Origin of the sequence: Marinobacter sp. AN1 (assembly GCF_026013985.1) — a bacterium.
Taxonomy (GTDB): Bacteria; Pseudomonadota; Gammaproteobacteria; order Pseudomonadales; family Oleiphilaceae; genus Marinobacter; species Marinobacter segnicrescens.
This window is the reverse complement of sequence record NZ_CP110342.1, coordinates 1,920,890-1,940,881: the sequence shown is the minus strand read 5'-3', so window position 1 is coordinate 1,940,881 and position 19,992 is coordinate 1,920,890. Positions and strand designations below refer to the sequence as shown.

Annotated in this window: 21 protein-coding genes and 1 pseudogene; 14 read left to right on the top strand and 8 right to left on the bottom strand. The window is 59.7% G+C overall.

Annotation, left to right across the window (positions count from 1 at the left end; all coding sequences use genetic code 11):
* Positions 1-2: 2 nt before the first annotated feature.
* The 3 genes from LJ360_RS08925 to LJ360_RS08915 form a co-directional block, all read right to left on the bottom strand.
* Complete coding sequence (locus LJ360_RS08925) at positions 3-425, bottom strand: ExbD/TolR family protein (protein ID WP_091853582.1); 423 nt, start codon at positions 423-425, stop codon at positions 3-5.
* Between the two features lie 5 nt (positions 426-430).
* Entirely contained in the window at positions 431-1,057 is a 627-nt protein-coding gene (locus LJ360_RS08920; RefSeq protein WP_091853580.1) for a MotA/TolQ/ExbB proton channel family protein, read from the bottom strand.
* An 88-nt stretch (positions 1,058-1,145) separates the two neighbouring features.
* Positions 1,146-3,491, bottom strand: a complete 2,346-nt coding sequence (locus tag LJ360_RS08915) for a DNA internalization-related competence protein ComEC/Rec2 (protein WP_264995871.1) — start codon at positions 3,489-3,491, stop codon at positions 1,146-1,148.
* 122 nt (positions 3,492-3,613) lie between these two features.
* Between LJ360_RS08915 and LJ360_RS08910 the strand changes: the two genes are divergently transcribed.
* Positions 3,614-4,126 (top strand): DUF2062 domain-containing protein, encoded by a 513-nt coding sequence (locus LJ360_RS08910; protein WP_091853576.1) that lies wholly within the window; start codon positions 3,614-3,616, stop codon positions 4,124-4,126.
* Here the strand turns inward: LJ360_RS08910 and LJ360_RS08905 are convergent.
* From LJ360_RS08905 to LJ360_RS19890, 3 genes are all read right to left on the bottom strand, one after another.
* Positions 4,121-4,840 (bottom strand): ABC transporter ATP-binding protein, encoded by a 720-nt coding sequence (locus tag LJ360_RS08905; RefSeq protein ID WP_091853574.1) that lies wholly within the window; start codon positions 4,838-4,840, stop codon positions 4,121-4,123. The genes LJ360_RS08910 and LJ360_RS08905 overlap by 6 nt on opposite strands.
* Positions 4,833-6,074 (bottom strand): lipoprotein-releasing ABC transporter permease subunit, encoded by a 1,242-nt coding sequence (locus tag LJ360_RS08900; RefSeq protein ID WP_264995870.1) that lies wholly within the window; start codon positions 6,072-6,074, stop codon positions 4,833-4,835. Before LJ360_RS08900 ends, LJ360_RS08905 begins: the two co-directional genes overlap by 8 nt.
* Positions 6,075-6,399: 325 nt before the next feature.
* Entirely contained in the window at positions 6,400-6,537 is a 138-nt protein-coding gene (locus tag LJ360_RS19890; RefSeq protein WP_320108790.1) for a hypothetical protein, read from the bottom strand.
* 343 nt (positions 6,538-6,880) lie between these two features.
* Here LJ360_RS19890 and LJ360_RS08890 point away from each other — a divergent pair, with 343 nt between their 5' ends.
* From LJ360_RS08890 to infA, 8 genes are all read left to right on the top strand, one after another.
* Positions 6,881-7,186 carry a hypothetical protein gene (locus tag LJ360_RS08890; protein WP_091853555.1) on the top strand — a complete coding sequence of 102 codons (306 nt, stop codon included), beginning with the start codon at positions 6,881-6,883 and terminating at the stop codon, positions 7,184-7,186.
* 163 nt (positions 7,187-7,349) lie between these two features.
* Entirely contained in the window at positions 7,350-8,351 is a 1,002-nt protein-coding gene (locus tag LJ360_RS08885) for an agmatine/peptidylarginine deiminase (protein WP_264996013.1), read from the top strand.
* Positions 8,348-9,259 carry a carbon-nitrogen hydrolase gene (locus tag LJ360_RS08880; protein WP_264995869.1) on the top strand — a complete coding sequence of 304 codons (912 nt, stop codon included), beginning with the start codon at positions 8,348-8,350 and terminating at the stop codon, positions 9,257-9,259. The genes LJ360_RS08885 and LJ360_RS08880 overlap by 4 nt, the downstream gene beginning before the upstream one ends.
* Before the next feature lie 21 nt (positions 9,260-9,280).
* Complete coding sequence (locus LJ360_RS08875; RefSeq protein WP_264995868.1) at positions 9,281-10,198, top strand: AAA family ATPase; 918 nt, start codon at positions 9,281-9,283, stop codon at positions 10,196-10,198.
* Between the two features lie 237 nt (positions 10,199-10,435).
* Positions 10,436-11,389 carry a thioredoxin-disulfide reductase gene (gene trxB, locus LJ360_RS08870; RefSeq protein ID WP_091853547.1) on the top strand — a complete coding sequence of 318 codons (954 nt, stop codon included), beginning with the start codon at positions 10,436-10,438 and terminating at the stop codon, positions 11,387-11,389.
* Positions 11,390-11,445: 56 nt separating this feature from the next.
* The gene (aat, locus tag LJ360_RS08865; protein WP_264995867.1) at positions 11,446-12,171 is read left to right on the top strand and encodes a leucyl/phenylalanyl-tRNA--protein transferase; all 726 of its coding nucleotides are present in this window, start codon (positions 11,446-11,448) and stop codon (positions 12,169-12,171) included.
* Positions 12,168-12,893 (top strand): arginyltransferase, encoded by a 726-nt coding sequence (locus tag LJ360_RS08860; protein WP_091853543.1) that lies wholly within the window; start codon positions 12,168-12,170, stop codon positions 12,891-12,893. The genes aat and LJ360_RS08860 overlap by 4 nt, the downstream gene beginning before the upstream one ends.
* 132 nt (positions 12,894-13,025) lie before the next feature.
* Positions 13,026-13,244 carry a translation initiation factor IF-1 gene (gene infA, locus LJ360_RS08855; RefSeq protein WP_008938619.1) on the top strand — a complete coding sequence of 73 codons (219 nt, stop codon included), beginning with the start codon at positions 13,026-13,028 and terminating at the stop codon, positions 13,242-13,244.
* 122 nt (positions 13,245-13,366) lie between these two features.
* Here the strand turns inward: infA and clpA are convergent.
* Positions 13,367-15,636: pseudogene (clpA, locus tag LJ360_RS08850) on the bottom strand (ATP-dependent Clp protease ATP-binding subunit ClpA).
* Positions 15,637-15,656: 20 nt separating this feature from the next.
* The gene (gene clpS / locus LJ360_RS08845; protein WP_091853539.1) at positions 15,657-16,025 is read right to left on the bottom strand and encodes an ATP-dependent Clp protease adapter ClpS; all 369 of its coding nucleotides are present in this window, start codon (positions 16,023-16,025) and stop codon (positions 15,657-15,659) included.
* A gap of 614 nt (positions 16,026-16,639) precedes the next feature.
* Here clpS and LJ360_RS19885 point away from each other — a divergent pair.
* The 5 genes from LJ360_RS19885 to hflD all read left to right on the top strand — a co-directional run bounded on the left by LJ360_RS19885 (position 16,640) and on the right by hflD (position 19,970).
* A complete protein-coding gene (locus tag LJ360_RS19885) occupies positions 16,640-16,939 on the top strand; it encodes a cold shock domain-containing protein (RefSeq protein ID WP_320108789.1) in 300 nt (99 codons plus the stop codon).
* Between the two features lie 65 nt (positions 16,940-17,004).
* A complete protein-coding gene (locus LJ360_RS08835) occupies positions 17,005-17,646 on the top strand; it encodes a pseudouridine synthase (protein WP_264995866.1) in 642 nt (213 codons plus the stop codon).
* Entirely contained in the window at positions 17,643-18,095 is a 453-nt protein-coding gene (locus LJ360_RS08830) for an NUDIX hydrolase (RefSeq protein WP_264995865.1), read from the top strand. Before LJ360_RS08835 ends, LJ360_RS08830 begins: the two co-directional genes overlap by 4 nt.
* Positions 18,096-18,153: 58 nt before the next feature.
* Positions 18,154-19,323, top strand: a complete 1,170-nt coding sequence (gene mnmA, locus LJ360_RS08825; protein WP_091853533.1) for a tRNA 2-thiouridine(34) synthase MnmA — start codon at positions 18,154-18,156, stop codon at positions 19,321-19,323.
* Positions 19,320-19,970 (top strand): high frequency lysogenization protein HflD, encoded by a 651-nt coding sequence (hflD, locus tag LJ360_RS08820; protein WP_264995864.1) that lies wholly within the window; start codon positions 19,320-19,322, stop codon positions 19,968-19,970. Before mnmA ends, hflD begins: the two co-directional genes overlap by 4 nt.
* Positions 19,971-19,992: the final 22 nt, after the last annotated feature.

Here is a 19,992-nt window from a genome sequence, read left to right as displayed (position 1 = left end):
CCCTATGAATCATCCGATGTAGGATCCGTGGTGAAACTGATCCGGGTAAAGCCAAGCTTGCCGGCAACATCCATGGCCCGGATGACAAACTCGTGAGCCGTTCGCGCATCCGCCGTAATCACGAACGGAAGGGCCTTGCTGTCACCGGCGACGTCAAGGATCGCCTGCTCCAGGGTTCCTCGCCGATTATTGATCAGTGTGCGGCCATTCACAATGTAATGCCCATCAGCGTTTATCACCAGATCAATCTGCTCAACCTCCGTTGTCACTGGTTCGCCATCCGCTTGCGGTAACTGGATATTGAGATGGGTATCATTGGGCAGTGTGGTGGATACCATCAGGAAAATCAGCAACAGGAACACCACATCGATCAGTGGCGTCAGATCGACGCCCACTTCACGGCTACGCTGGCGTTGGAATTTCACGGCCGTCAGGCTCCCTCAACGTCAATTTCGCGATCACCATGGACCACTTCCACCAGGCGGATTGCTTCCTGCTCCATGCCCACTACCAGCGCCTCAATGCGACGGATCAGGTAGCGATGGGCAATCAGTGCGGGGATAGCCACGGTGAGACCGGCTGCGGTTGTCACCAGCGCTTCCGAGATGCCGCCAGAGAGGGTTGCAATATTGGCGGCGCCCGCGCCCTGCATCCGTGAGAAAACCTTGATCATGCCAATGACGGTGCCCAAAAGGCCCAGCAGCGGAGCGATGGTAGCAATCGTGCCAAGAGGGTTCAGGAACCGTTCCAGGTCATGGATGACCTGGGCCGCTTCCTGTTCAATGCTTTCCTTCATGACCTCGCGACCATGCTTGGCGTTCATCAGGCCACTGGCCAGCACCCGCCCGGTGGGCGAAGAGGCCTGCAGGGCCTTGAGCTTGCGGCCGTTGAGTTCCCGCGCCTTGATCCAGCGCCAGAGCTCAGCCATGACATCCGGTGGCGCCACGCGGGACGGACGCAACGTCCAGAGCCGCTCCAGGATAATGGCCAATGCCAGAATGGAGCACAATACAATAGGCACCATCACGATGCCGCCCGCTTTCAGAAGCTCAAACACGCACAGTCTCCCCTGATCTGTTACAAGCGGCGCTACTTTAGCATAGCCACGAAATCAGACCACATCCGAACGCGACGTATGGGAAGGATTACTCACTACGGGTTGGAGACGGCCGCTCCGGAGCCCGTATCCAGAAGGATCCGCCCTGCCTCCACTCCGTGATATCGGCCCCTCCCTGCCCCAGGTCCAGGCGCAGCGCGCCGGAGGTAGCCGTATTCAGCAGCTCACTGCCCGCGTCATGGTAGCGGGCAACCACTTCCGGATGCGGGTGGCCGTACCGGTGGCGATAACCGGCGGTGAAAATGACCCGCTCCGGCGCAAGGCCATTCACGAACTTCGGCCCGGAGGATGTTTTGCTGCCGTGATGCGGCGCCACCACTGTGAGCTCGCCAGCGCGCCCGGCAAGCCCGGGATGGTCCGCCATCAACTGTTGCTCCGTGATGCGGGAAATATCCCCGGGCAGGAGCACCTGGTGACCGGCATAGGCAAGAATCAACACGCAGGAGCGATCATTGGCATCTGCACCGGTAAGGCGCTGTTCGGCTTGCCAAAAGCTTACCGTCACCTGCCCGACCAGCAGTGGCGACTGACCTCGGCAGGGCTCGGCCGCTTCAGCGGCGTCACCCGAAAGACGGCCAGGCTCCCCGGCAATAATCCGGCCAGGCCTGAACTGGGTCAGCAACTCGGAAAGACCACCGGCATGATCCCGGTCACCATGGCTGACCACCAGGGTGTCTATCGTGTTCACCCCGATACGCTCTAACGAAGGCCTCAAAACCTCCGACACGGCATTGTAACCAGACGCAGACTCCGGCCCGGTATCGTAAAGCAGGCTCTGGTCCTGGTGGTGCACCAGCACCGACAACCCCTGCCCCACATCCCATACCCAGATTCTCGGCGTTGGCTGCCACCGGGTGTGGCTGGTACTCCCATGAAGTACCAGCAGCAGGACGGTCATCCCGCTGCTGGCCAGTCGGAATCGGTTTTCCGGCAGCCACAGCGCCAGCAGAACCATAATAGCGACGATAGATGCTATCCATACCGGCAATCGCCCTGCGGGCAGCTCGATCTGTGCAAGTTGCACCAGAACCCACCACAGGCTGCCGAGCACAGCGTCAAGCACGACATGCACTGGCCCCGGCAGGAACCCTCCGGTGACCAGGAGGATGGCACCAACCCCCAATAACAGAGGCATAACCAACAGGGAAAGCCAGGGGATAGCGACAATATTGGCCAGCAATCCGGCCCAGGCGGCGCCCTGGCCCAGTATTGCGAGGATGGGCCAGAGCCCGGCGAATACCGCAGCCTGGGCCAGCACCAGGGCCATCACAGGGCCCGGCCTGCCGTGTAGCCGACTGAACATCAGGATCAATATTGCGACGGCGCCAAACGACAACCAGAACCCCTGATCCAGCGGCCCAAGTGGGTCTGTCACCAAGACCAGCCCGAGCGCCATCAACCAGGCCTGCCAGGGCCCGGTGATACGACCACCCAGTATCAGCCAGCCGGCAATTGCCACCATCAGCATTGCCCGCCTGGTAGGCACTGTGAAGCCTGCCAGCAAGGCGTAACCCACGGCCGCCGCAACCACCAACAGCCAGGTCCCATGCCGCTGGCCGGGCAGTAAGGCACCTCGGGTGGGCAGTCGGGCGAACAGGCCACGCAGTAAAAGTCCGGTGATACCCGCCACCAACCCGAGGTGGAGCCCTGAAATTGCCACCAGGTGGACAGTGCCAGTTGCTTGCAGCACGTCCCAATGGGCATTGTCCAGTTGCCCCCGGTAACCCAGCAGCAACGACAGCGTCAGGGCCTTGTGGTATGTGCCATCGAGTGCTGCATCGGCAGATTGCACGAGGCGTTGCCGCCAGCGATGGTAATGGCATGCCAGCCCACAGGAGCCATCCGGGTTTGCCAGGACGTTGCGAACCGATCCGGTAGCACCATAACCCTTGCGGAACAGCCAGGTTTCATAACGAAAGCCCCCCGGATTAACCACTCCATGGGGCCGCTTCAATACGACCGTGGTCGTCATGGGGGTGGGTACCGCGAGCGTTGTATCGTCGCCATACCAAGCGAGGCGAAGACGCCCTGGAACTCCGCTGGGACGATTACCGTCAAGACACAGACTGAAACGCACACTGCCCCAGGCACCAGGTGCGGGGGCTGAGCAGAGATAGCCGGACACTGTGAGTGGCTGACCTTCAAGGGCCGGGTCCAGGCGGTCCGAGAGGCGCCATTGCGCGAACAGGGACGACCAGGCAAGTCCTGCCAGCAAGCAGCAGAGAATCAACACAACCGGGGAAGGTAAAAGCCCGGGCCTTGCGGCAATCACTATCAGTACCAGCCCGGTACAGAGCAGTGCCCATGGTGGCGTAAAAAGCCCGGAGTAAAGTATGATGACGCCGCAGGCAAAGGCGGCGATCCGTGTCCCCATCAATCGGACCGTCCCTATCCAGACAAGACGCTTTCCTTCGTCTTGTGTGTCCAGTCAAGCAAGCACGCGGGCCCGGCTACTGACGTTTCCGGAGCACCCCGGCAAACAGGCTTTTCTTCGTTATGCCGAAGAAGTTCATGAAACGCTATATCCCGTCACCGGAAAGGGTGCGCTCTATTGAGTCACTGCACTTTCTCGGGGATATTGTCCATGAGCCCAACCTGTGGCACATAAACCGGCACAGTGTCGCCCGCGCGTTTCTTATCGGCGTCTTTCTGGCGTTTATTCCAATGCCCTTCCAGATGCTGGCGGCGGCATTCGGTGCTGTAATGCTCAACGCCAACCTGCCGTTATCTGTGGCGCTGGTGTGGATCAGTAACCCGCTCACCATGCCGCCCATTTTCTACTTCAACTACAAAATCGGAGCAATGCTGCTGGACCGACCGGTTATTACGTTCGAGTTCCAGCTGTCCTGGCACTGGCTCAGCGAGCGCATCGTGGAAATCGGCATTCCCCTTTATATTGGCTCTGTGGCGGTGGCTACGGTAGCTGGTTGCGCCGGCTACCTGGTCATCCAGTATCTCTGGCGAAGGAAGGTACGCAAGGACTGGCGACGACGCCGCAGCGAGCTATGAGGCCACCGGCAGCGGATGCAGCCTGCCCTGCTCCAGCTTGAGCACACGACCCAGGCTTCGCGCCATTGACATGTCGTGGGTCACGACCACGAACGCAATACCCAGCCGGTCCCGTAAGCCTTCAATCAATCGCTGAACACTTTCACCGGTCTGTTCGTCCAGGTTACCGGTGGGTTCGTCCATCAGCACACATTCCGGCTCGTTCACCAGGGCGCGAGCGATGGCCACCCGCTGACGTTCGCCACCTGACAACTCCCCCGGCTTATGGGCCAGGCGCTCGCCCAGTCCTACCTGGTCCAGCATGGCATCAGCCTTCTGACCGGCCTCGCGCACAGACATTCCGCCGAGGGTACAGGCCAGCATGACGTTCTCCCGGGCTGAAAACTCCGGCAGCAGGTGGTGAAACTGGTAGACAAACCCCAGGTGCTGGTTACGGAAACGGGCACGCCTGGCCTCGCTCATGCGGTGGATCTGCTCGCCACAGATACTGATATCACCGGTGGAAGGCTTGTCCAGCCCGCCCAGCAGGTTCAGCAAGGTGGTCTTACCGGCACCGCTGCTACCGACAATGGCGACCGTTTCCCCGGCGCCAACCGTCAGCGAAATGTCGGAAAAGATGGTCAGAGTGGCCGGCCCCTCTTTGTAGGTGCGGGTCAGGTTACGGCACTCAATGACCGGGCGTACGTCGGTTTGCATGTCAGTGTCCTTATTCATACCTGAGGGCCTCCGCCGGGTCGACGCGGGATGCCCGCCAGGCCGGATACAACGTGGCCAGGAGGCTCATGACAAGTCCGGCGCTACTGATAATGGCCACATCCAGCCACTGCAGGTCCGACGGCAAGTAACTGATGAAATAGACATCGGCGTTCAGGAACTGATGATTGAGGAGGCTCTCCAGTCCGCTGATCAGGTCACTGATATAAAGTGCTCCAAGGATTCCCAGCCCCGTGCCCACGAGGGTCCCGAACACCCCGATGATGGCACCCTGAATCATAAAGATACGCATGATACGGCCAGGGGTGGCCCCCATGGTCCGCAAAATTGCGATGTCGCCAGTCTTGTCCGTCACTACCATGACCAGGGTTGAAACGATGTTGAACGCCGCTACAGCAACGATGAACATCAATAGCAACCCAATAATGGTCTTCTCCATCTGGATGGCACTGAACAGGCTGCCATGGGTGCGCGTCCAGTCAGAAATGTAATAGCGCCCGCCCAGGCTGAGAGCTGCTTCTTCCACCACTGCCGGGGCGGCAAACAGATCGTCCACCAGCAAGCGCACACCTTCGGCGAGCCCCCCGGTGCGCATCAGCTTGCCGGCGTCATCCATGTGAATGAGTGTGTAATTGCCATCCAGCTCCGCACCGGTACTGAAAATACCGGCGACGGTAAAGCGCTTGAGCCTCGGCATGACCCCCGCGGGACTGACCGAGGCTTCCGGCAGTACCACGGTCAGCTTGTCGCCAACCTGCAGCCTCAGGCTTGCTGCCAGTGGCCGGCCGACGATGATGCCAAACTCGCCCGATTTCAGATCGCCCAGGCTACCCTCAATCATCTGGCTGGAAATAATGGAAACCGAGTCTTCCTGTTCCGGGATAATGCCCTTGATCAGTACACCGCGGACGTTGCCTCCGCCGGTGACCATGCCCTGGCCCTCAATGAAAGGCGCAGCGGCCAGCACCCGCGGATGCTCTGTTACCCGACTGTCCACTGTTTCCCAGTCCGCAAGGTAAGGGTCCCCTTTGACGACAGCATGGGGCACCATACCCAGAACCTTCTCTTTCAGCTCCCGGTCAAAGCCGTTCATCACCGACAACACGATGATGAGCACTGCCACACCCAGCATCAGTCCAATCATGGACGTCAGGGAAATAAAGGAGATGAAGTGATTCCGTCGCTTGGCTGCGGTGTATCGCAGCCCGATATAGAACGAAAGGGGTCGGAACATACAGGTCGCCTGTCACTACCGGAAGTCGAATCGGATGCTTCCGCCTGTGTTGCCATCGGGAAGCTGCTAAACTGTTCAAAAAACGGGTATTCTGCCGCAAACAGCGTTCCGGTGCGAGCCAAGGCTACCCTGGATCGCCGCAGCCCCGAAATGCCCTGATAACAGACACCAGCGCGGAGCCAGGATGAACCCCGACTCACACACAACCGACCGTCGCGATTTCTTCCGCATCGCCGATCGCATCGGCCTTGAGTACTACCCGCTACCGGTCGGTGGTCCGGCAAACAGCGATCCCTTCAGTGAAGACCACCTGGACGGACTCAGGTCAGAACTGAAACGCATGGACCAGGATTTTCGCAATCAGCTTCCGGTGCTGGCTGAGCGAGACCGCCTGGCTGCTGGCCTGCTCAAGTCCCTGAACGGCAAGGTTGATACGCTGGCGCGCATTATGGCCTTTGAGCAAAATCCGTTGCAACCGCAACAGTGGCGTGACGTCACCCTCAGTGAAGGCGGTGTAAGTTTTCTTGTGCCCCGGGGGGAGTTTTCAGCAGGCGACGCCCTGGCCCTCAGGCTGACCCTGCCACCAGAACTTTACCGGCCCCGGGCCCGGCTGAGGTGGTCGAAGTCTGTCCCGCCGCGAAAAATGGGGAGCTTGAAGAAATACATACAACCTTCAGGGACATATCCGAGGCGGACCGCCAACAGATTGCGAAACACGTCATGCGATGGCAGATTCGCCAGAGACAGGGCGGTCATACGTCGCAATAATGGGCCCGATAATTACAGAAGTTTCAGGAGAACTGACCATGAACAAACTGATGTCCGCGGCGATCGCTGCGAGCCTGGCCATTTCCGCCCTGAGCACCGGGTTTTCCCAACCGGCGCAGGCAGAGCAGGTCAAGGTGCCGGTGATGTCCCAGGGTGACCGGACTGCCATGACCATGCCCAGCACAGGCCAGTCCCGTGAAGCCGTCCGGCAAAGGTTCGGTGATCCGGTCAGTGTTTCCGGTCCCGTGGGTGACCCGCCGATTTCCCAGTGGCACTACGACAATTTTGTGGTCTATTTCGAGTACAACCACGTTATTCATGCTGTCGCCCGGCATAATCGCTGAGTCATTCCCCTTCAGGCTGTGACGGGCGATGTCAAACCGGTAGAATGCGGCCCGTCTGCGTCGAACCCGCCAAGGGTTTCTCACCTGAACCACTGACAGGATGGTTGCTATTTTGACTTCGACACGCGTGATGCCTGCCGAATGGGCACCCCAGAGTGCCGTCATGTTGACCTGGCCTCACCCCGGTACTGACTGGTTCAGTTGCATGGAGGAGGTGGAACCCGTATTCCTGGCTATTGCACGGGCCGTGCTCCGGTTCCAGAACCTGTTAATCAGCTGCGAGCAGGTTTTCCGGGCCGAGCGCCTGGACCGGGAGCTCAACCAGTGGGCACGGGAAAACAACCTGCCTGGTCGCGCCCATTGCGTCGCGGCTCCAGCCAACGATACCTGGGCACGGGACCATGGTCCGCTCGCGGTAACCACACCGGACGGTACCCGGTTAATGGATTTCCGCTTCAATGCCTGGGGTGGCAAGTTCCCGTGGGAAAAGGACGACGCCCTTAACCAGCACCTGGCGGTGGCAGGTTGCTTCGGCGACACTCCGCTGGAAAGGGTGGATTTCGTGCTAGAAGGGGGCTCCATCGAGTCCGACGGCGAGGGAACGGTCATGGTCACCAGTGAATGCCTGATGACACCGACACGTAATCCGGATTATGACCGTGCGGGTATCGAGGCATTACTGGATGAAACCCTGGGCGCAAAGCGCGTACTCTGGCTTAACCACGGCTACCTGGCCGGGGACGACACCGACAGCCATATCGACACGCTGGCTCGCTTCGTAAGCCCGGACCATATCTGCTTTGTCCGCTGTGAAAACCCCGAGGACGAGCATTATCCGGCCCTCAGTGCCATGGAGGAGGAGCTTCGACAGTTCCAACAGGCAGATGGCTCACCGTACCACCTCACCCCCCTGCCCTGGCCGGACGCCATCAATGACAATGAAGGCGAGCGACTGCCGGCCACCTACGCCAACTTCCTGATCATCAATGGGGCGGTACTGGTACCAGTCTATGACGTGCCCCAGGACCAAGCAGCACTGATCACCTTCCGGGAGTTGTTCCCGGACCGGGAGATTGTGCCGATTCCCTGCCGCCCCCTGATTGAACAGCACGGTAGCCTGCATTGTGTGACCATGCAGTTGCCTGCGGGAGTTGTTGAACTATGAGCCCGAACAATCTCCGCGTCGCTGCTGTCCAGCAGGCCTGCGACAGCAACAAGGAATCCAGCCTGGCCACCACCGAACGCCTGGTCCGCGAGGCCGCATCAGGCGGTGCCCAGCTGGTCGTCCTGCAGGAGTTACACGCCACACTGTATTTCTGCCAGACCGAGGATACGGCCGTGTTCGACCTGGCAGAGCCCATCCCCGGACCAACCACGGAACGACTTGCCGCCCTGGCCCGGGAACTGGGCATCGTTCTGGTAGGCTCGGTATTCGAGCGCCGAATGAACGGCGTTTATCACAACACTGCCGTGGTACTGGAAAAGGATGGAACCCTGGCCGGCATCTATCGCAAGATGCATATCCCGGACGACCCCGGTTTCTACGAGAAGTTCTACTTCACCCCTGGCGACGCCACGTCCAATGATGGCCTGAGCGGTTTCACGCCCATTGAAACCTCGGTTGGCCGCCTGGGTATCCTGGTGTGTTGGGATCAGTGGTACCCGGAAGCTGCCCGCTTGATGGCACTGGCAGGTGCCGAAGTGCTGATCTATCCCACTGCCATCGGCTGGGACACCACTGATAATCCCGATGAGCAGTCCCGCCAGCTCGAGGCATGGGTTACCGTCCAGCGTGGCCACGCCGTGGCCAACAACCTGCCGGTGATCGCCCCCAACCGCATTGGCACTGAGCCGGACCCGAGTGGCCAGAGTGCCGGTATCCGGTTCTGGGGTAACAGTTTCATCTGCGGCCCCCAGGGGGAGTTCCTGGCGCGGGCGGATGACCGGCAGGAGGAGATTCTCACCGCTGAAATCGATCGCCAGCGAAGTGAGTCCATCCGGCGCATCTGGCCGTACTTCAGGGATCGCAGGATTGACGCTTATGGCGACCTGCTCAAGCGCGTCCGGGACTGAACCCACGATACAGGGCACTCCATGAAGAAACTGATCGATGCCGCAATTACCGAGCTGAATCACATTGTCCTCGGTAAGGAGCAGCAGATCCGACTAGCCCTGTGTGGCCTGCTGGCCAGGGGGCACTTGCTGATTGAAGACATTCCCGGCATGGGCAAGACGACCCTGTCCCACGCCCTGGCCAAGGTCATGGGGCTGAGCTATCAGAGAATTCAGTTCACCAACGACCTGCTGCCGGCGGATGTACTCGGATTCTCTATGTACGACCGGGAAGCCGGTTCACTGGTATTTCACCAGGGTCCGATTTTTGCCCAGCTGGTACTGGCCGACGAAGTGAACCGTGCCTCGCCCCGAACCCAGAGCGCCCTGCTGGAGGCCATGGAGGAGCGCCAGGTCTCGATCGAGGGCGAAACCCGTCCCCTGCCATGGCCATTCTTCGTAATTGCCACCCAGAACCCGGTTGAGCAGGGCGGTACGTATCCATTGCCTGAATCCCAGCTGGACCGGTTCCTGATGCGCCTTCGGCTTGGCTATCCGGACCCCAAGGCGGAGCGCGAACTGCTGGAAGGTGAGGATCGGCGCCAGATGACAGAGCAACTGCGCACCATGTTCACAACCGGCGACCTGGAAACCCTTCAGCAGGGTGTTTCCCGGGTGAGTGTGAGCCCGGCCCTGCTCGACTATATCCAGGGCCTGTTGGAGACCAGCCGGCGCATGCCTGGCCTGGTTTATGGCCTCTCCCCGAGGGCTGGTCTCGGGTTGGTACGAGCGTCCCGGGCCTGGGCTCTCATGCAGGGGCGTCACCATGTATTGCCCGATGACGTCCAGGCTGTTTTCCCTGCAATTGCGGCACACCGTCTGGAACAGGGCGACAGTGGCAAGGGGGAGCAGCGAGTGCGGCAACTCCTGGAACAGGTTCCTGTGATCGGCCGAGGCTGACTCCAACCCTGTATAGCGCCACTCAATTACCGGAATTACGCCAATCAAATTCGCGTTTCGCGATCAGCTTGGTATCCTCACGCTCCACAGGAGTCTGCGCCGCTGCCCCAGGCAGCCCTGAGTCATTCAGTGGTTATTCAGGGTTGCCCTTGATAGACAGCCGGACGCCCCGATACTCATAATGAATGGTAATCCGGCAACCCGACAAACGTTGCCCCGAACCTCAAGAGACGAGCAATGACCGACAGCAAACATTCCCGACTGATCATCCTCGGTTCCGGCCCCGCCGGTTACACTGCCGCTGTTTACGCTGCCCGCGCCAACCTCAACCCGACCCTGATCACAGGTATCGAGGTAGGCGGTCAACTGACGACTACTACAGACGTGGATAACTGGCCAGGCGATAACGACGGCGTTCAGGGGCCTGAACTGATGCAGCGGATGCTCAAGCACGCTGAACGCTTTGAGACCAGCATCGTCTACGACACCATCAACGAGGCAGACCTGCGTAACCGGCCGTTCCGTCTCAAGGGCGACAGCGGCGAATACACCTGTGATGCACTGATTATTGCCACCGGTGCCTCGGCCATGTATCTGGGGCTGGAGTCGGAAGAGAAGTTCAAGGGTCAGGGCGTATCCGCCTGTGCCACCTGCGATGGCTTCTTCTACAAGAAGCAGAAGGTGGCCGTTATCGGCGGTGGTAATACCGCCGTGGAAGAAGCGCTGTACCTCTCCAACATTGCGGACGAGGTCACATTGGTGCATCGTCGCGACCAGCTGCGTGCCGAGAAAATCCTGCAGGACAAGTTGTTTGAGAAAGCAGAGAACGGCAACGTCAATATTGTCTGGAACCACACCCTGGATGAAGTGCTCGGGGACGGCACCGGTGTCACCGGCATGCGCATCCGCAGCACTGAAGATGACAGCACCCGTGAACTGGACCTGGCCGGCGTTTTCATTGCCATTGGCCATCGCCCCAACACCGATCTTTTCGAAGGTCAGCTGGATATGGAAGGTGGCTACATCCGCATACGCAGCGGGCTTGAAGGCATGGCTACCCAGGCCAGCGTACCTGGCGTATTCGCCGCGGGCGACGTGGCCGACCATGTCTACCGCCAGGCGGTCACCTCTGCCGGCTTCGGGTGCATGGCGGCGCTTGACGCCGAAAAGTTCCTGGACCAGCAGGGCTGATTGCAGAACCCAATACCACTCCGCCGCGCCGGGGTGAGTAACGGGAGGCGAATACCATGAGCGCCCTGCCCTGGCTCGATCCGGACTACCTCTGGTTCCCCCCCGCCGAGGAAGCTCTGGAAGAACCCGATGGCTTGCTGGCACTGGGGGGCGACCTTGCCCCCCAGCGGCTTGTCTACGCCTACCGCCACGGAATCTTTCCCTGGTTCAGCGACGACCAGCCCATTCTCTGGTGGTCTCCGGATCCCCGCTGCGTATTGTTCCCGGATGAGATCCATGTTTCCCGCAGCCTGCGCCGAACCCTGAACCGGGATTACTTCCGGATTACGACCGACCAGGCCTTTCGTCGGGTGATTCACCTGTGTGGCTCCACCCGTCCAGAAGGAACCTGGATCACCGATGACATGGAACAGGCGTACATCGAGCTGCACCGTCAGGGTTACGCCCATTCCATTGAAGCCTGGAACCCCCGGGGAGAGCTGGTTGGCGGCCTGTACGGCCTTGCCATGGGATGCTGCTTCTTCGGGGAATCAATGTTCTCCCTGGAAACCAACGCCTCCAAGACAATTCTGGTGCACCTGTGTGGCCAGCTTCGAGACAGCGGCTATCAACTGATGGACTGCCAGGTCGAAAGCCCTCACCTGCTCAGCATGGGCGCACGGACTATCCCGCGTGCAACTTTCTTATCTATACTGGAAAGTAACATCGACCGGCCCCCGCTTCGGGAACCGTGGCACCTGGACTGGACCGGTCGGGGCAGACATCCGGAGACACGCCCATGAGCAGCCTCAGAACGCTGGTATTCTTTGCTACACCGGCCCACAGCTGCAGTTACCTGCCTGGCCGGGAGGCGACCACCATGTTCGTAGATCCGCGAGCCAAGGTGGACAAACGCCTGTACTCCCAGTTAACCGCCCTCGGGTTCCGTCGTAGCGGATCCCACTATTACCGTCCCCACTGCGAGCACTGCAATGCCTGCGTTCCGGTACGGCTGGATGCCCGCGCCTTCCGGCCGGACCGTTCTCAGCGACGCGTCTGGAAGCGCAACAGGGACGTCAGCTTTCGCCTGGTTCCGGCTCAATTCTCCGAACGTTACTACCAGCTCTACGCCCGCTATATCAATGAGCGACACGCAGACGGCGATATGTACCCACCTTCCCGGGATCAGTTCCAGTCGTTCCTGGTAGAAGGGGCCACCGATAGCTGGTTTCTGGAGATGGCCCTGGGTGATGAACTGATCGGTCTCGCGGTTGTGGACCTGCTGGAAGACGGGCTGTCGGCAATTTACACCATGTTCCACCCGGAACATGACGACCGCAGCCTGGGGACCCTGGCGGTTCTCTGGCAGGTCCAGGAAGCCCGAAACCGGGGGTTGCCCTGGGTCTATCTGGGGTACTGGATTTCCGAAAGTCGCAAGATGAACTACAAGACCCGTTTCCGGCCCATCGAGGCTCTGCTGGACGGGACCTGGCAGGAGTATACTCCGGACAGCCGATCGGAGTAAGCCGGCCCGCCGACCGGCATTACGGCCCTTGCTTTTCATCAAAAAAGGCGCATTTTGCCAATGGCGCTCAAATGAGGCAGAATTGCGCCATTCCGGAATCAGGGAAACCCAATCAAGCGAGGTTCTTACTGAATGGCGAAATCAGATGTCATTGAAATGGAAGGCGTTATTGTAGACACCCTTCCAAATACCATGTTCCGTGTCGAGCTGAGCAACGGCCACGTTGTTACGGCCCACATCTCCGGCAAGATGCGCAAGAACTATATCCGCATTCTCACTGGCGACAAGGTGAAGGTCGAGCTGACTCCTTACGACCTGAGCAAGGGCCGCATCGTTTACCGCGCCCGTTGATTGCCGCCAGGCCGGGCCTGCAGTCAGCAGCCTGACATCTGCGCAGAAAGAAAGCCCCGCCGAGGCGGGGCTTTCTTCATTATTGCCACAATAAACGTTACCTTCCTGGACTGGCCTGCCCGCTACACGGCTTCCGCCGGCTCGTTCTCGTACTCGAACACCAGCTCACCATCCTTGAGGTGGACATTCACTTCACCTCCATTTTCAGACAGTGCACCAAACAGGATCTGCTCTGCGAGCGGACGCTTGATCTTGTCCTGGATCAGCCGTCCCATGGGACGTGCCCCATGGTGGGATCGTAGCCTTTCTGTGCCAGCCAGAGCTTGGCTTCGTCGTCCACATGGAGTACCACGTGCTTCTCGTCCAGCTGGGCCTGGAGTTCGGTGAGGAACTTGTCCACCACGTGGGTGATGGTCTCCGGCGCCAGGCCACCAAACTGAATGATGGAATCCAGGCGATTGCGGAACTCTGGCGTGAACATCTTGTTGATCACCTCCATGCCATCAGTGCTGTGATCCTGCTCCTGGAAACCGATCGAACGGCGGCTGATATCCTCGGCGCCGGCGTTGGTGGTCATCACCAGGATGACATGGCGGAAGTCCGCCTTACGGCCGTTGTTGTCTGTCAACGTACCGTGGTCCATCACCTGCAACAGCAGGTTGAACACCTCAGGATGAGCCTTTTCGATCTCGTCCAGAAGCAGCACGCAATGGGGGTGCTTGTTCACCGCCTCAGTGAGCAGGCCGCCCTGATCGAAACCGACGTAGCCCGGAGGCGCACCGATCAGCCGTGATACGGTATGCCGTTCCATATACTCGGACATATCGAAGCGTACCAGTTCAATACCCAGCACCTTGGCCAGCTGACGGGTCACTTCAGTCTTGCCCACACCGGTAGGTCCGGCAAACAGGAACGCACCCTCCGGTTTCTCCGGGGCCTTCAGCCCTGCCCTGGCCAGCTTGATGGCGTTGGACAGCGACTCGATGGCAGCGTCCTGGCCGAACACGGTCATCTTCAGGTCCCGCTCCATGTTGCGCAGCAGATCCTTGTCACTGCTGGACACACTCTTCGGCGGGATGCGGGCAATCGTCGCCACCACGTCCTCAATGGCGGATACACCGATCACCTTGCGACGCTTGGCTTCCGGCAACAGCCGTTGACGCGCACCAGCCTCATCAATCACGTCGATGGCCTTGTCCGGCAGGTGGCGGTCGGAGATATACCGGTCGGCGAGCTCCGCAGCAACCCGCAATGCCTTGTCAGTGTATTTGAGGTCGTGGTGCTTCTCGAAATGTGGCTTGAGACCCTTGAGGATCTGGTAGGTGTCCTCGACACTGGGCTCATTGACATCGATCTTCTGGAAGCGCCGTGCCAGCGCGCTGTCTTTCTCGAAAATGCCCCGGAACTCGGAGAAGGTGGTGGACCCGATACAGCGGATCTCACCGGAGCTGAGCATGGGCTTGAGCAGGTTCGACGCGTCCATCACTCCGCCGGACGCAGAGCCAGCACCAATAATGGTATGGATCTCGTCGATAAACAGGATCGCCCGCTTTTCTTTCTTGAGCTCCGCAAGCAGCCCCTTGAGCCGCTTTTCGAAATCACCGCGATACTTGGTGCCCGCCAGCAGCGCACCCAGGTCCAGGGAGTAAACCACCGCGTCGGAAATGATCTCGGGCACCTGGCCATCCACGATCCGCCTGGCCAGGCCTTCAGCAATGGCGGTCTTGCCAACGCCAGCCTCTCCCACCAGCAGCGGGTTGTTCTTGCGACGGCGGACCAGGATCTGTACGACCCGCTCGACCTCGTGTTCACGGCCAATAAGCGGGTCGATCCGGCCCTGACGGGCCTGTTCGTTCAGGTTGGTGGCGTAGGCCTCAAGCGGACGGTTGGAAGAGCCCTCTTCAGCGGCCTCCTCCTGGGCTGACGCATCCGGTGCCTCCTGGTCTTCGGCGCCCTGAACCCGGGAGATGCCGTGGGAAACGAAGTTCACCACATCAATGCGCGCAATGTTCTGCTTCTTGAGCAGGTAGACCGCCTGGCTTTCCTGCTCACTGAAAATGGCTACCAGTACGTTGGCTCCGGTTACTTCCTTCTTGCCGGAAGACTGTACATGGAACACAGCCCGCTGCAGGACCCGCTGGAAGCCAAGGGTCGGCTGTGTTTCCCGTTCGCTGTCGCCGCCGGGAATCAGCGGGGTTGTGGAATCGACAAATTCGGTAAGCTCATCCTGCAGACGCTGCAGGTCGGCCCCGCAGGCTTTAAGGACGCCCACAGCTGAATCGTTGTCCAGTAATGCCAGCAGCAGATGCTCAACCGTCATGAACTCATGACGCTTGTCGCGGGCATTCCGGAAAGCGGCATTCAGCGTAATTTCAAGATCTTTGCTCAGCATGGGCCACCCCACCTAGGTCGTCAGTCCGCACGTTCAATCTCGCATAGCAGCGGGTGCTCGCACTCCGAGGAGTACTGGTTCACCTGTGCTGCCTTCGTTTCCGCGATGTCTCGGGTATATACCCCACATACGGCCTTTCCCTGCGTATGGACGAGCAGCATCACCTGCGTCGCCTTCTCTTCGTTCATTCCGAAGAACTTCATCAGCACATCCACGACAAAATCCATGGGTGTGTAATCATCGTTCAGGAGTACCACCCGATACCGGGCCGGGCGTTTCAGGGCTGGTTTCTCGGGCGCTACACTGATGCTGTCTTCGCGACCGGGTTCATCCTGACCGTCATGGTCCCCCTGATTCAATACTAGTAGAGAATTTCTCAGTGTCCGCATGATTCTCTTACCGGATGTCGGTTTCTGTGACATAAGATGGATGTCCGCAGGCGGGTTTTCAAGCTCGGCGGCCGTTACAACGGCCTCTACGGTATGGTCAGCTGACAGGGAGCCTGCCTTGCGCCAGGGGCATCAATCACGATTCATCGACAACCATACCTTCGACCACAAAAAGGCCAGCGGGTTCAGTCTGGCATGATACCTTTTCGCCCCTTGCCAAAACAGCCAAACCCGAATCGGGCATGGTTATCCGGGCTGCCCCCTGCATTCCTCCCGCAGCTGTCGAACGATAACCCGGTCGTCTTCTTGCCAGGTGTATGCTCCCTATCCTATATGGGTGCGACGAGGGGTTAGATCAACTGTTTTTAAGAAATCGTCAACTATAACCCCCAGGACAGCAAGTTCCTGAATCTGTTACTTTTACTGAAGACCGCCTCCGCCATAACAATGACGTAATGTGCACAATCAGGGATTCCCGCAAGTTTGCTATTGACTACCGCCGGCGATTGATCAAAAGTAAATCCTGCAATGTAAAATTGTGTAAAACGCCGTAAACAAGGGGCTTCAAGGCGCCGTTGATTACGACAGATAATGACCGGACAAGGGAGTTCATCATGCCTAGGGGCAAGGTAAAATGGTTCAATAACGCCAAGGGTTATGGCTTCATTATCGAAGAGGGCTGCAGTGACGACCTGTTTGCACATTTCTCCTCGGTACAAATGGATGGGTACAAAACCCTGAAAGCCGGACAGCCGGTAACCTTTGACAAGAAGCCCAGTGACAAGGGCGTCCATGCCGTAAACATCGTCCCGGAGCAGCAGGCTGCCACCGGGGGACGCGAGGATAGCCAGGCAGCCGGACACGCTGACCAGGACCATCCGCGTAGCAATGTCGTGCGTATGGTCAACGGCTGACGCATTAATCAACGACCGGAATCAGGGCCATCCCTGGGTGTTGGCAAGTCTGTTAACATGTCGGGATGGCTACCCTGATCCTGCTGAATAAACCCTTCCACACCCTCTGTCAGTTCAGTGACGGGCAGGGCAGAAAAACCCTCGCGGATTACGTTGACGTGCCCGGAGTTTACCCCGCTGGCCGACTTGACTACGATTCTGAAGGGCTGGTTCTGTTGACTGACGATGGTTCGTTGCAGCACCGGATTGCCTCCCCCCGCCAGAAGATGGCCAAGACCTACCTGGTCCAGGTGGAGGGCCGGATCAGTGACGATGCCCTGAACCGGCTGCGCCTGGGCCTTGAACTGAAAGACGGCCCCACGCGCCCCGCCGAGGCCCGGCGCGTTGATGCGCCCGAACTTTGGCCCCGGATACCGCCTGTGCGGGAGAGGGCCAATATACCGACCTCCTGGCTGGAACTAACCCTCACTGAAGGCCGCAACCGCCAGGTGCGCCGTATGACGGCTGCGACCGGTTTTCCGACCCTGCGGCTGGTGCGTTGGCGTATTGGAGACTGGACACTGGAAGGGCTGGCGCCGGGAACGTACCGGACGCAGACCGTTCACCTGCCCAGCGCAACTGCCAGAAGACGCCCCGGGGCCCCGGTCAGCGCCACCGTAAGCCTCCCCGGCAACACCACCGCAAACCCCACTGAGGTCCCTTTATGACGTGGAAACCCCATGCCACGGTTGCTGTGATCGTGGAAGACCAGGATAACCGGTACCTGCTCGTGGAAGAGCACAGTGACGGCAGGATTGTCTTCAACCAGCCCGCGGGGCATATCGAGGAAGGTGAGACCGTCCTCGAAGCAGCACGCCGGGAGGCGCTCGAGGAAACCGGTTGGCAGGTTGAGCCCCAGGCCTTCCTTGGCATGTACCGTTATATTGCTCCTGCCAATGGCCGCACCTATTTCCGTTTCTGTTTCGTCGCCAACGCCATACAACACGTAAGCGAACGGCTCGATGACGGCATCATTGCCGCCCACTGGCTGACACTGGAGGAAATCCGTGGATTGGGTGACCGGCTTCGCAGTCCCATGGTCCTTGACTGCATACTGGATTACCGAAAAGGTCGACGCTTTCCACTGGACGTGATCGTCGAGCCGGGCGCCCCCTGATTACAAACAGTGTTACAATCGCCACCCTGACATTCACCGGCAGCCGTACGTATTCTCCATGAGCCAGACGTCACCCAGAAAACCTGAAGTTACCCGTGTCATCGTCGGCATGTCCGGTGGTGTGGATTCGTCCGTGGCCGCCTGGCTGCTCAAGGCCCAGGGCTATCAGGTGGAAGGCCTGTTCATGAAGAACTGGGACGAAGACGACGGAACCGAGTACTGCACCGCCATGACGGATCTGGCCGACGCCCAGGCTGTAGCTGATGCCATCGGCATTCCGCTGCACACAGCGAGCTTTGCCGCTGAATACTGGGACCGTGTTTTCGAACACTTCCTGTCCGAATACAGCGCCGGCCGGACACCAAACCCGGATATTCTCTGTAACAAAGAGGTCAAATTCCGGGCATTCCTCGATTATGCGGTCACCCTCGGTGCCGACTTCATCGCTACCGGTCACTATGCACGCCAGCGCCCGGACCCCGATCACCCCGGCCGCGCTTTGCTGCTCAAGGGACTGGATGCCAACAAGGACCAGAGCTACTTCCTCCATGCGGTGTCCGGCGAGCGCATTGCCCGCACCCTGTTCCCGGTTGGGGAGCTGGAGAAGCCGGAAGTCCGTCGTATTGCCGAAGAGCAGGGCTTTGTTACCCACGACAAGAAAGACTCCACCGGCATATGCTTTATCGGCGAGCGCAAGTTCAGTGACTTTCTCAAGCAGTACCTGCCCGCCCAGCCCGGTGAGATCCAGACACCGGACGGCCAGGTCATTGGCCGGCATCAGGGGCTGATGTATCACACCATTGGCCAGCGCCAGGGCCTGGGTATTGGCGGCCTGCCGGACTTCGGGGACGAGCCCTGGTATGTAGCGGAGAAGGACCTCACCCGGAACGTGCTGGTCGCTGTCCAGGGCAAGCACCACCCGCTACTGTTCTCCCGGGGCCTTCTCAGCGGACCGGTGGACTGGGTGGCCGGAGAGCCTCCGGCACAGCAGTTCCGCTGCAAGGCAAAGACCCGCTACCGTCAGCCGGACCAGAATTGCGAAGTGACGGTGACGGATCAAGGCACACGGGTCCTGTTCGAAGACGCCCAGCGCGCCGTCACCCCCGGCCAGTCCGTCGTTTTCTATCGCGACGACACCTGTCTGGGCGGCGCCGTAATCGAAACCACCTGGCGCGACGGTGAGCAAGAGCCCACCGTACCGGCAGGTATGGAGGCACAAGCGTCTTGAGCAAGAGTATTACTGACCAGACCATTGCCCTGGCTGGCGTATTCCAGGCGGCGACCCTGGTCAGCCAGGTGGCCCATCAGGGAAACTGTGCCGAATCGACACTGGAGACCTGCCTGCAATCGCTGTTCGTCACAGATCCGGACAACACGCTGGAAGTGTACGGCGGCGAACTGATGAACCTGCGGGAAGGTCTGGACGCCCTTGCGAAGATCCTCAGCAACCAGACCCGCCAGCAGGATATGGATATTCTCCGTTACAGCCTGAACCTGATCCAGCTGGAGTCCACCCTCAACCGGAACCCGGACATGCTGGCGGCCATTGGCCAGCGGATTAACCAGGCCCGGCACACTGCCAATCATTTTGGCTATGTACACGGTAACCTGATCAGTAACCTGGCGTCTGTTTACCAGGACACTATCAGCACCTTCCGACAGCGCATCCAGGTAACCGGCAACCCCACAGTGCTGCAGCGGGACGAGAACGCCGCAAAGGTTCGCGCCCTGCTGCTCGCCGGCATCCGCTCGGCGGTCTTGTGGCGCCAGACCGGCGGTCGTCGCTGGCAGCTGATTTTCCGGCGGCGCAAGATAGCTGCGACCGCCCGGGCGTTAGCCGAGCAGGCCAACCAGTCGGTCTACTCCCCCCGCTAGCCATCCCCGGCCCAAAGACACT

What these genes read in the sequence shown, in the direction of transcription:
- aat (WP_264995867.1), top strand. Translation starts at nt 11,446, where the DNA reads ATGAGCGCCCTGCCCTGGCTCGATCCGGACTACCTCTGGTTCCCCCCC.
- clpS (WP_091853539.1), bottom strand. Translation starts at nt 16,025, where the DNA reads ATGCGGACACTGAGAAATTCTCTACTAGTATTGAATCAGGGGGACCAT.
- LJ360_RS08900 (WP_264995870.1), bottom strand. Translation starts at nt 6,074, where the DNA reads ATGTTCCGACCCCTTTCGTTCTATATCGGGCTGCGATACACCGCAGCC.
- mnmA (WP_091853533.1), top strand. Translation starts at nt 18,154, where the DNA reads ATGAGCCAGACGTCACCCAGAAAACCTGAAGTTACCCGTGTCATCGTC.
- LJ360_RS08905 (WP_091853574.1), bottom strand. Translation starts at nt 4,840, where the DNA reads ATGAATAAGGACACTGACATGCAAACCGACGTACGCCCGGTCATTGAG.
- LJ360_RS08880 (WP_264995869.1), top strand. Translation starts at nt 8,348, where the DNA reads ATGAGCCCGAACAATCTCCGCGTCGCTGCTGTCCAGCAGGCCTGCGAC.
- LJ360_RS08835 (WP_264995866.1), top strand. Translation starts at nt 17,005, where the DNA reads ATGGCTACCCTGATCCTGCTGAATAAACCCTTCCACACCCTCTGTCAG.
- trxB (WP_091853547.1), top strand. Translation starts at nt 10,436, where the DNA reads ATGACCGACAGCAAACATTCCCGACTGATCATCCTCGGTTCCGGCCCC.
- LJ360_RS08875 (WP_264995868.1), top strand. Translation starts at nt 9,281, where the DNA reads ATGAAGAAACTGATCGATGCCGCAATTACCGAGCTGAATCACATTGTC.
- LJ360_RS19885 (WP_320108789.1), top strand. Translation starts at nt 16,640, where the DNA reads ATGCCTAGGGGCAAGGTAAAATGGTTCAATAACGCCAAGGGTTATGGC.
- LJ360_RS08860 (WP_091853543.1), top strand. Translation starts at nt 12,168, where the DNA reads ATGAGCAGCCTCAGAACGCTGGTATTCTTTGCTACACCGGCCCACAGC.
- LJ360_RS08830 (WP_264995865.1), top strand. Translation starts at nt 17,643, where the DNA reads ATGACGTGGAAACCCCATGCCACGGTTGCTGTGATCGTGGAAGACCAG.
- LJ360_RS08890 (WP_091853555.1), top strand. Translation starts at nt 6,881, where the DNA reads ATGAACAAACTGATGTCCGCGGCGATCGCTGCGAGCCTGGCCATTTCC.
- LJ360_RS08915 (WP_264995871.1), bottom strand. Translation starts at nt 3,491, where the DNA reads ATGGGGACACGGATCGCCGCCTTTGCCTGCGGCGTCATCATACTTTAC.
- LJ360_RS08885 (WP_264996013.1), top strand. Translation starts at nt 7,350, where the DNA reads ATGTTGACCTGGCCTCACCCCGGTACTGACTGGTTCAGTTGCATGGAG.
- LJ360_RS08910 (WP_091853576.1), top strand. Translation starts at nt 3,614, where the DNA reads ATGCCGAAGAAGTTCATGAAACGCTATATCCCGTCACCGGAAAGGGTG.
- infA (WP_008938619.1), top strand. Translation starts at nt 13,026, where the DNA reads ATGGCGAAATCAGATGTCATTGAAATGGAAGGCGTTATTGTAGACACC.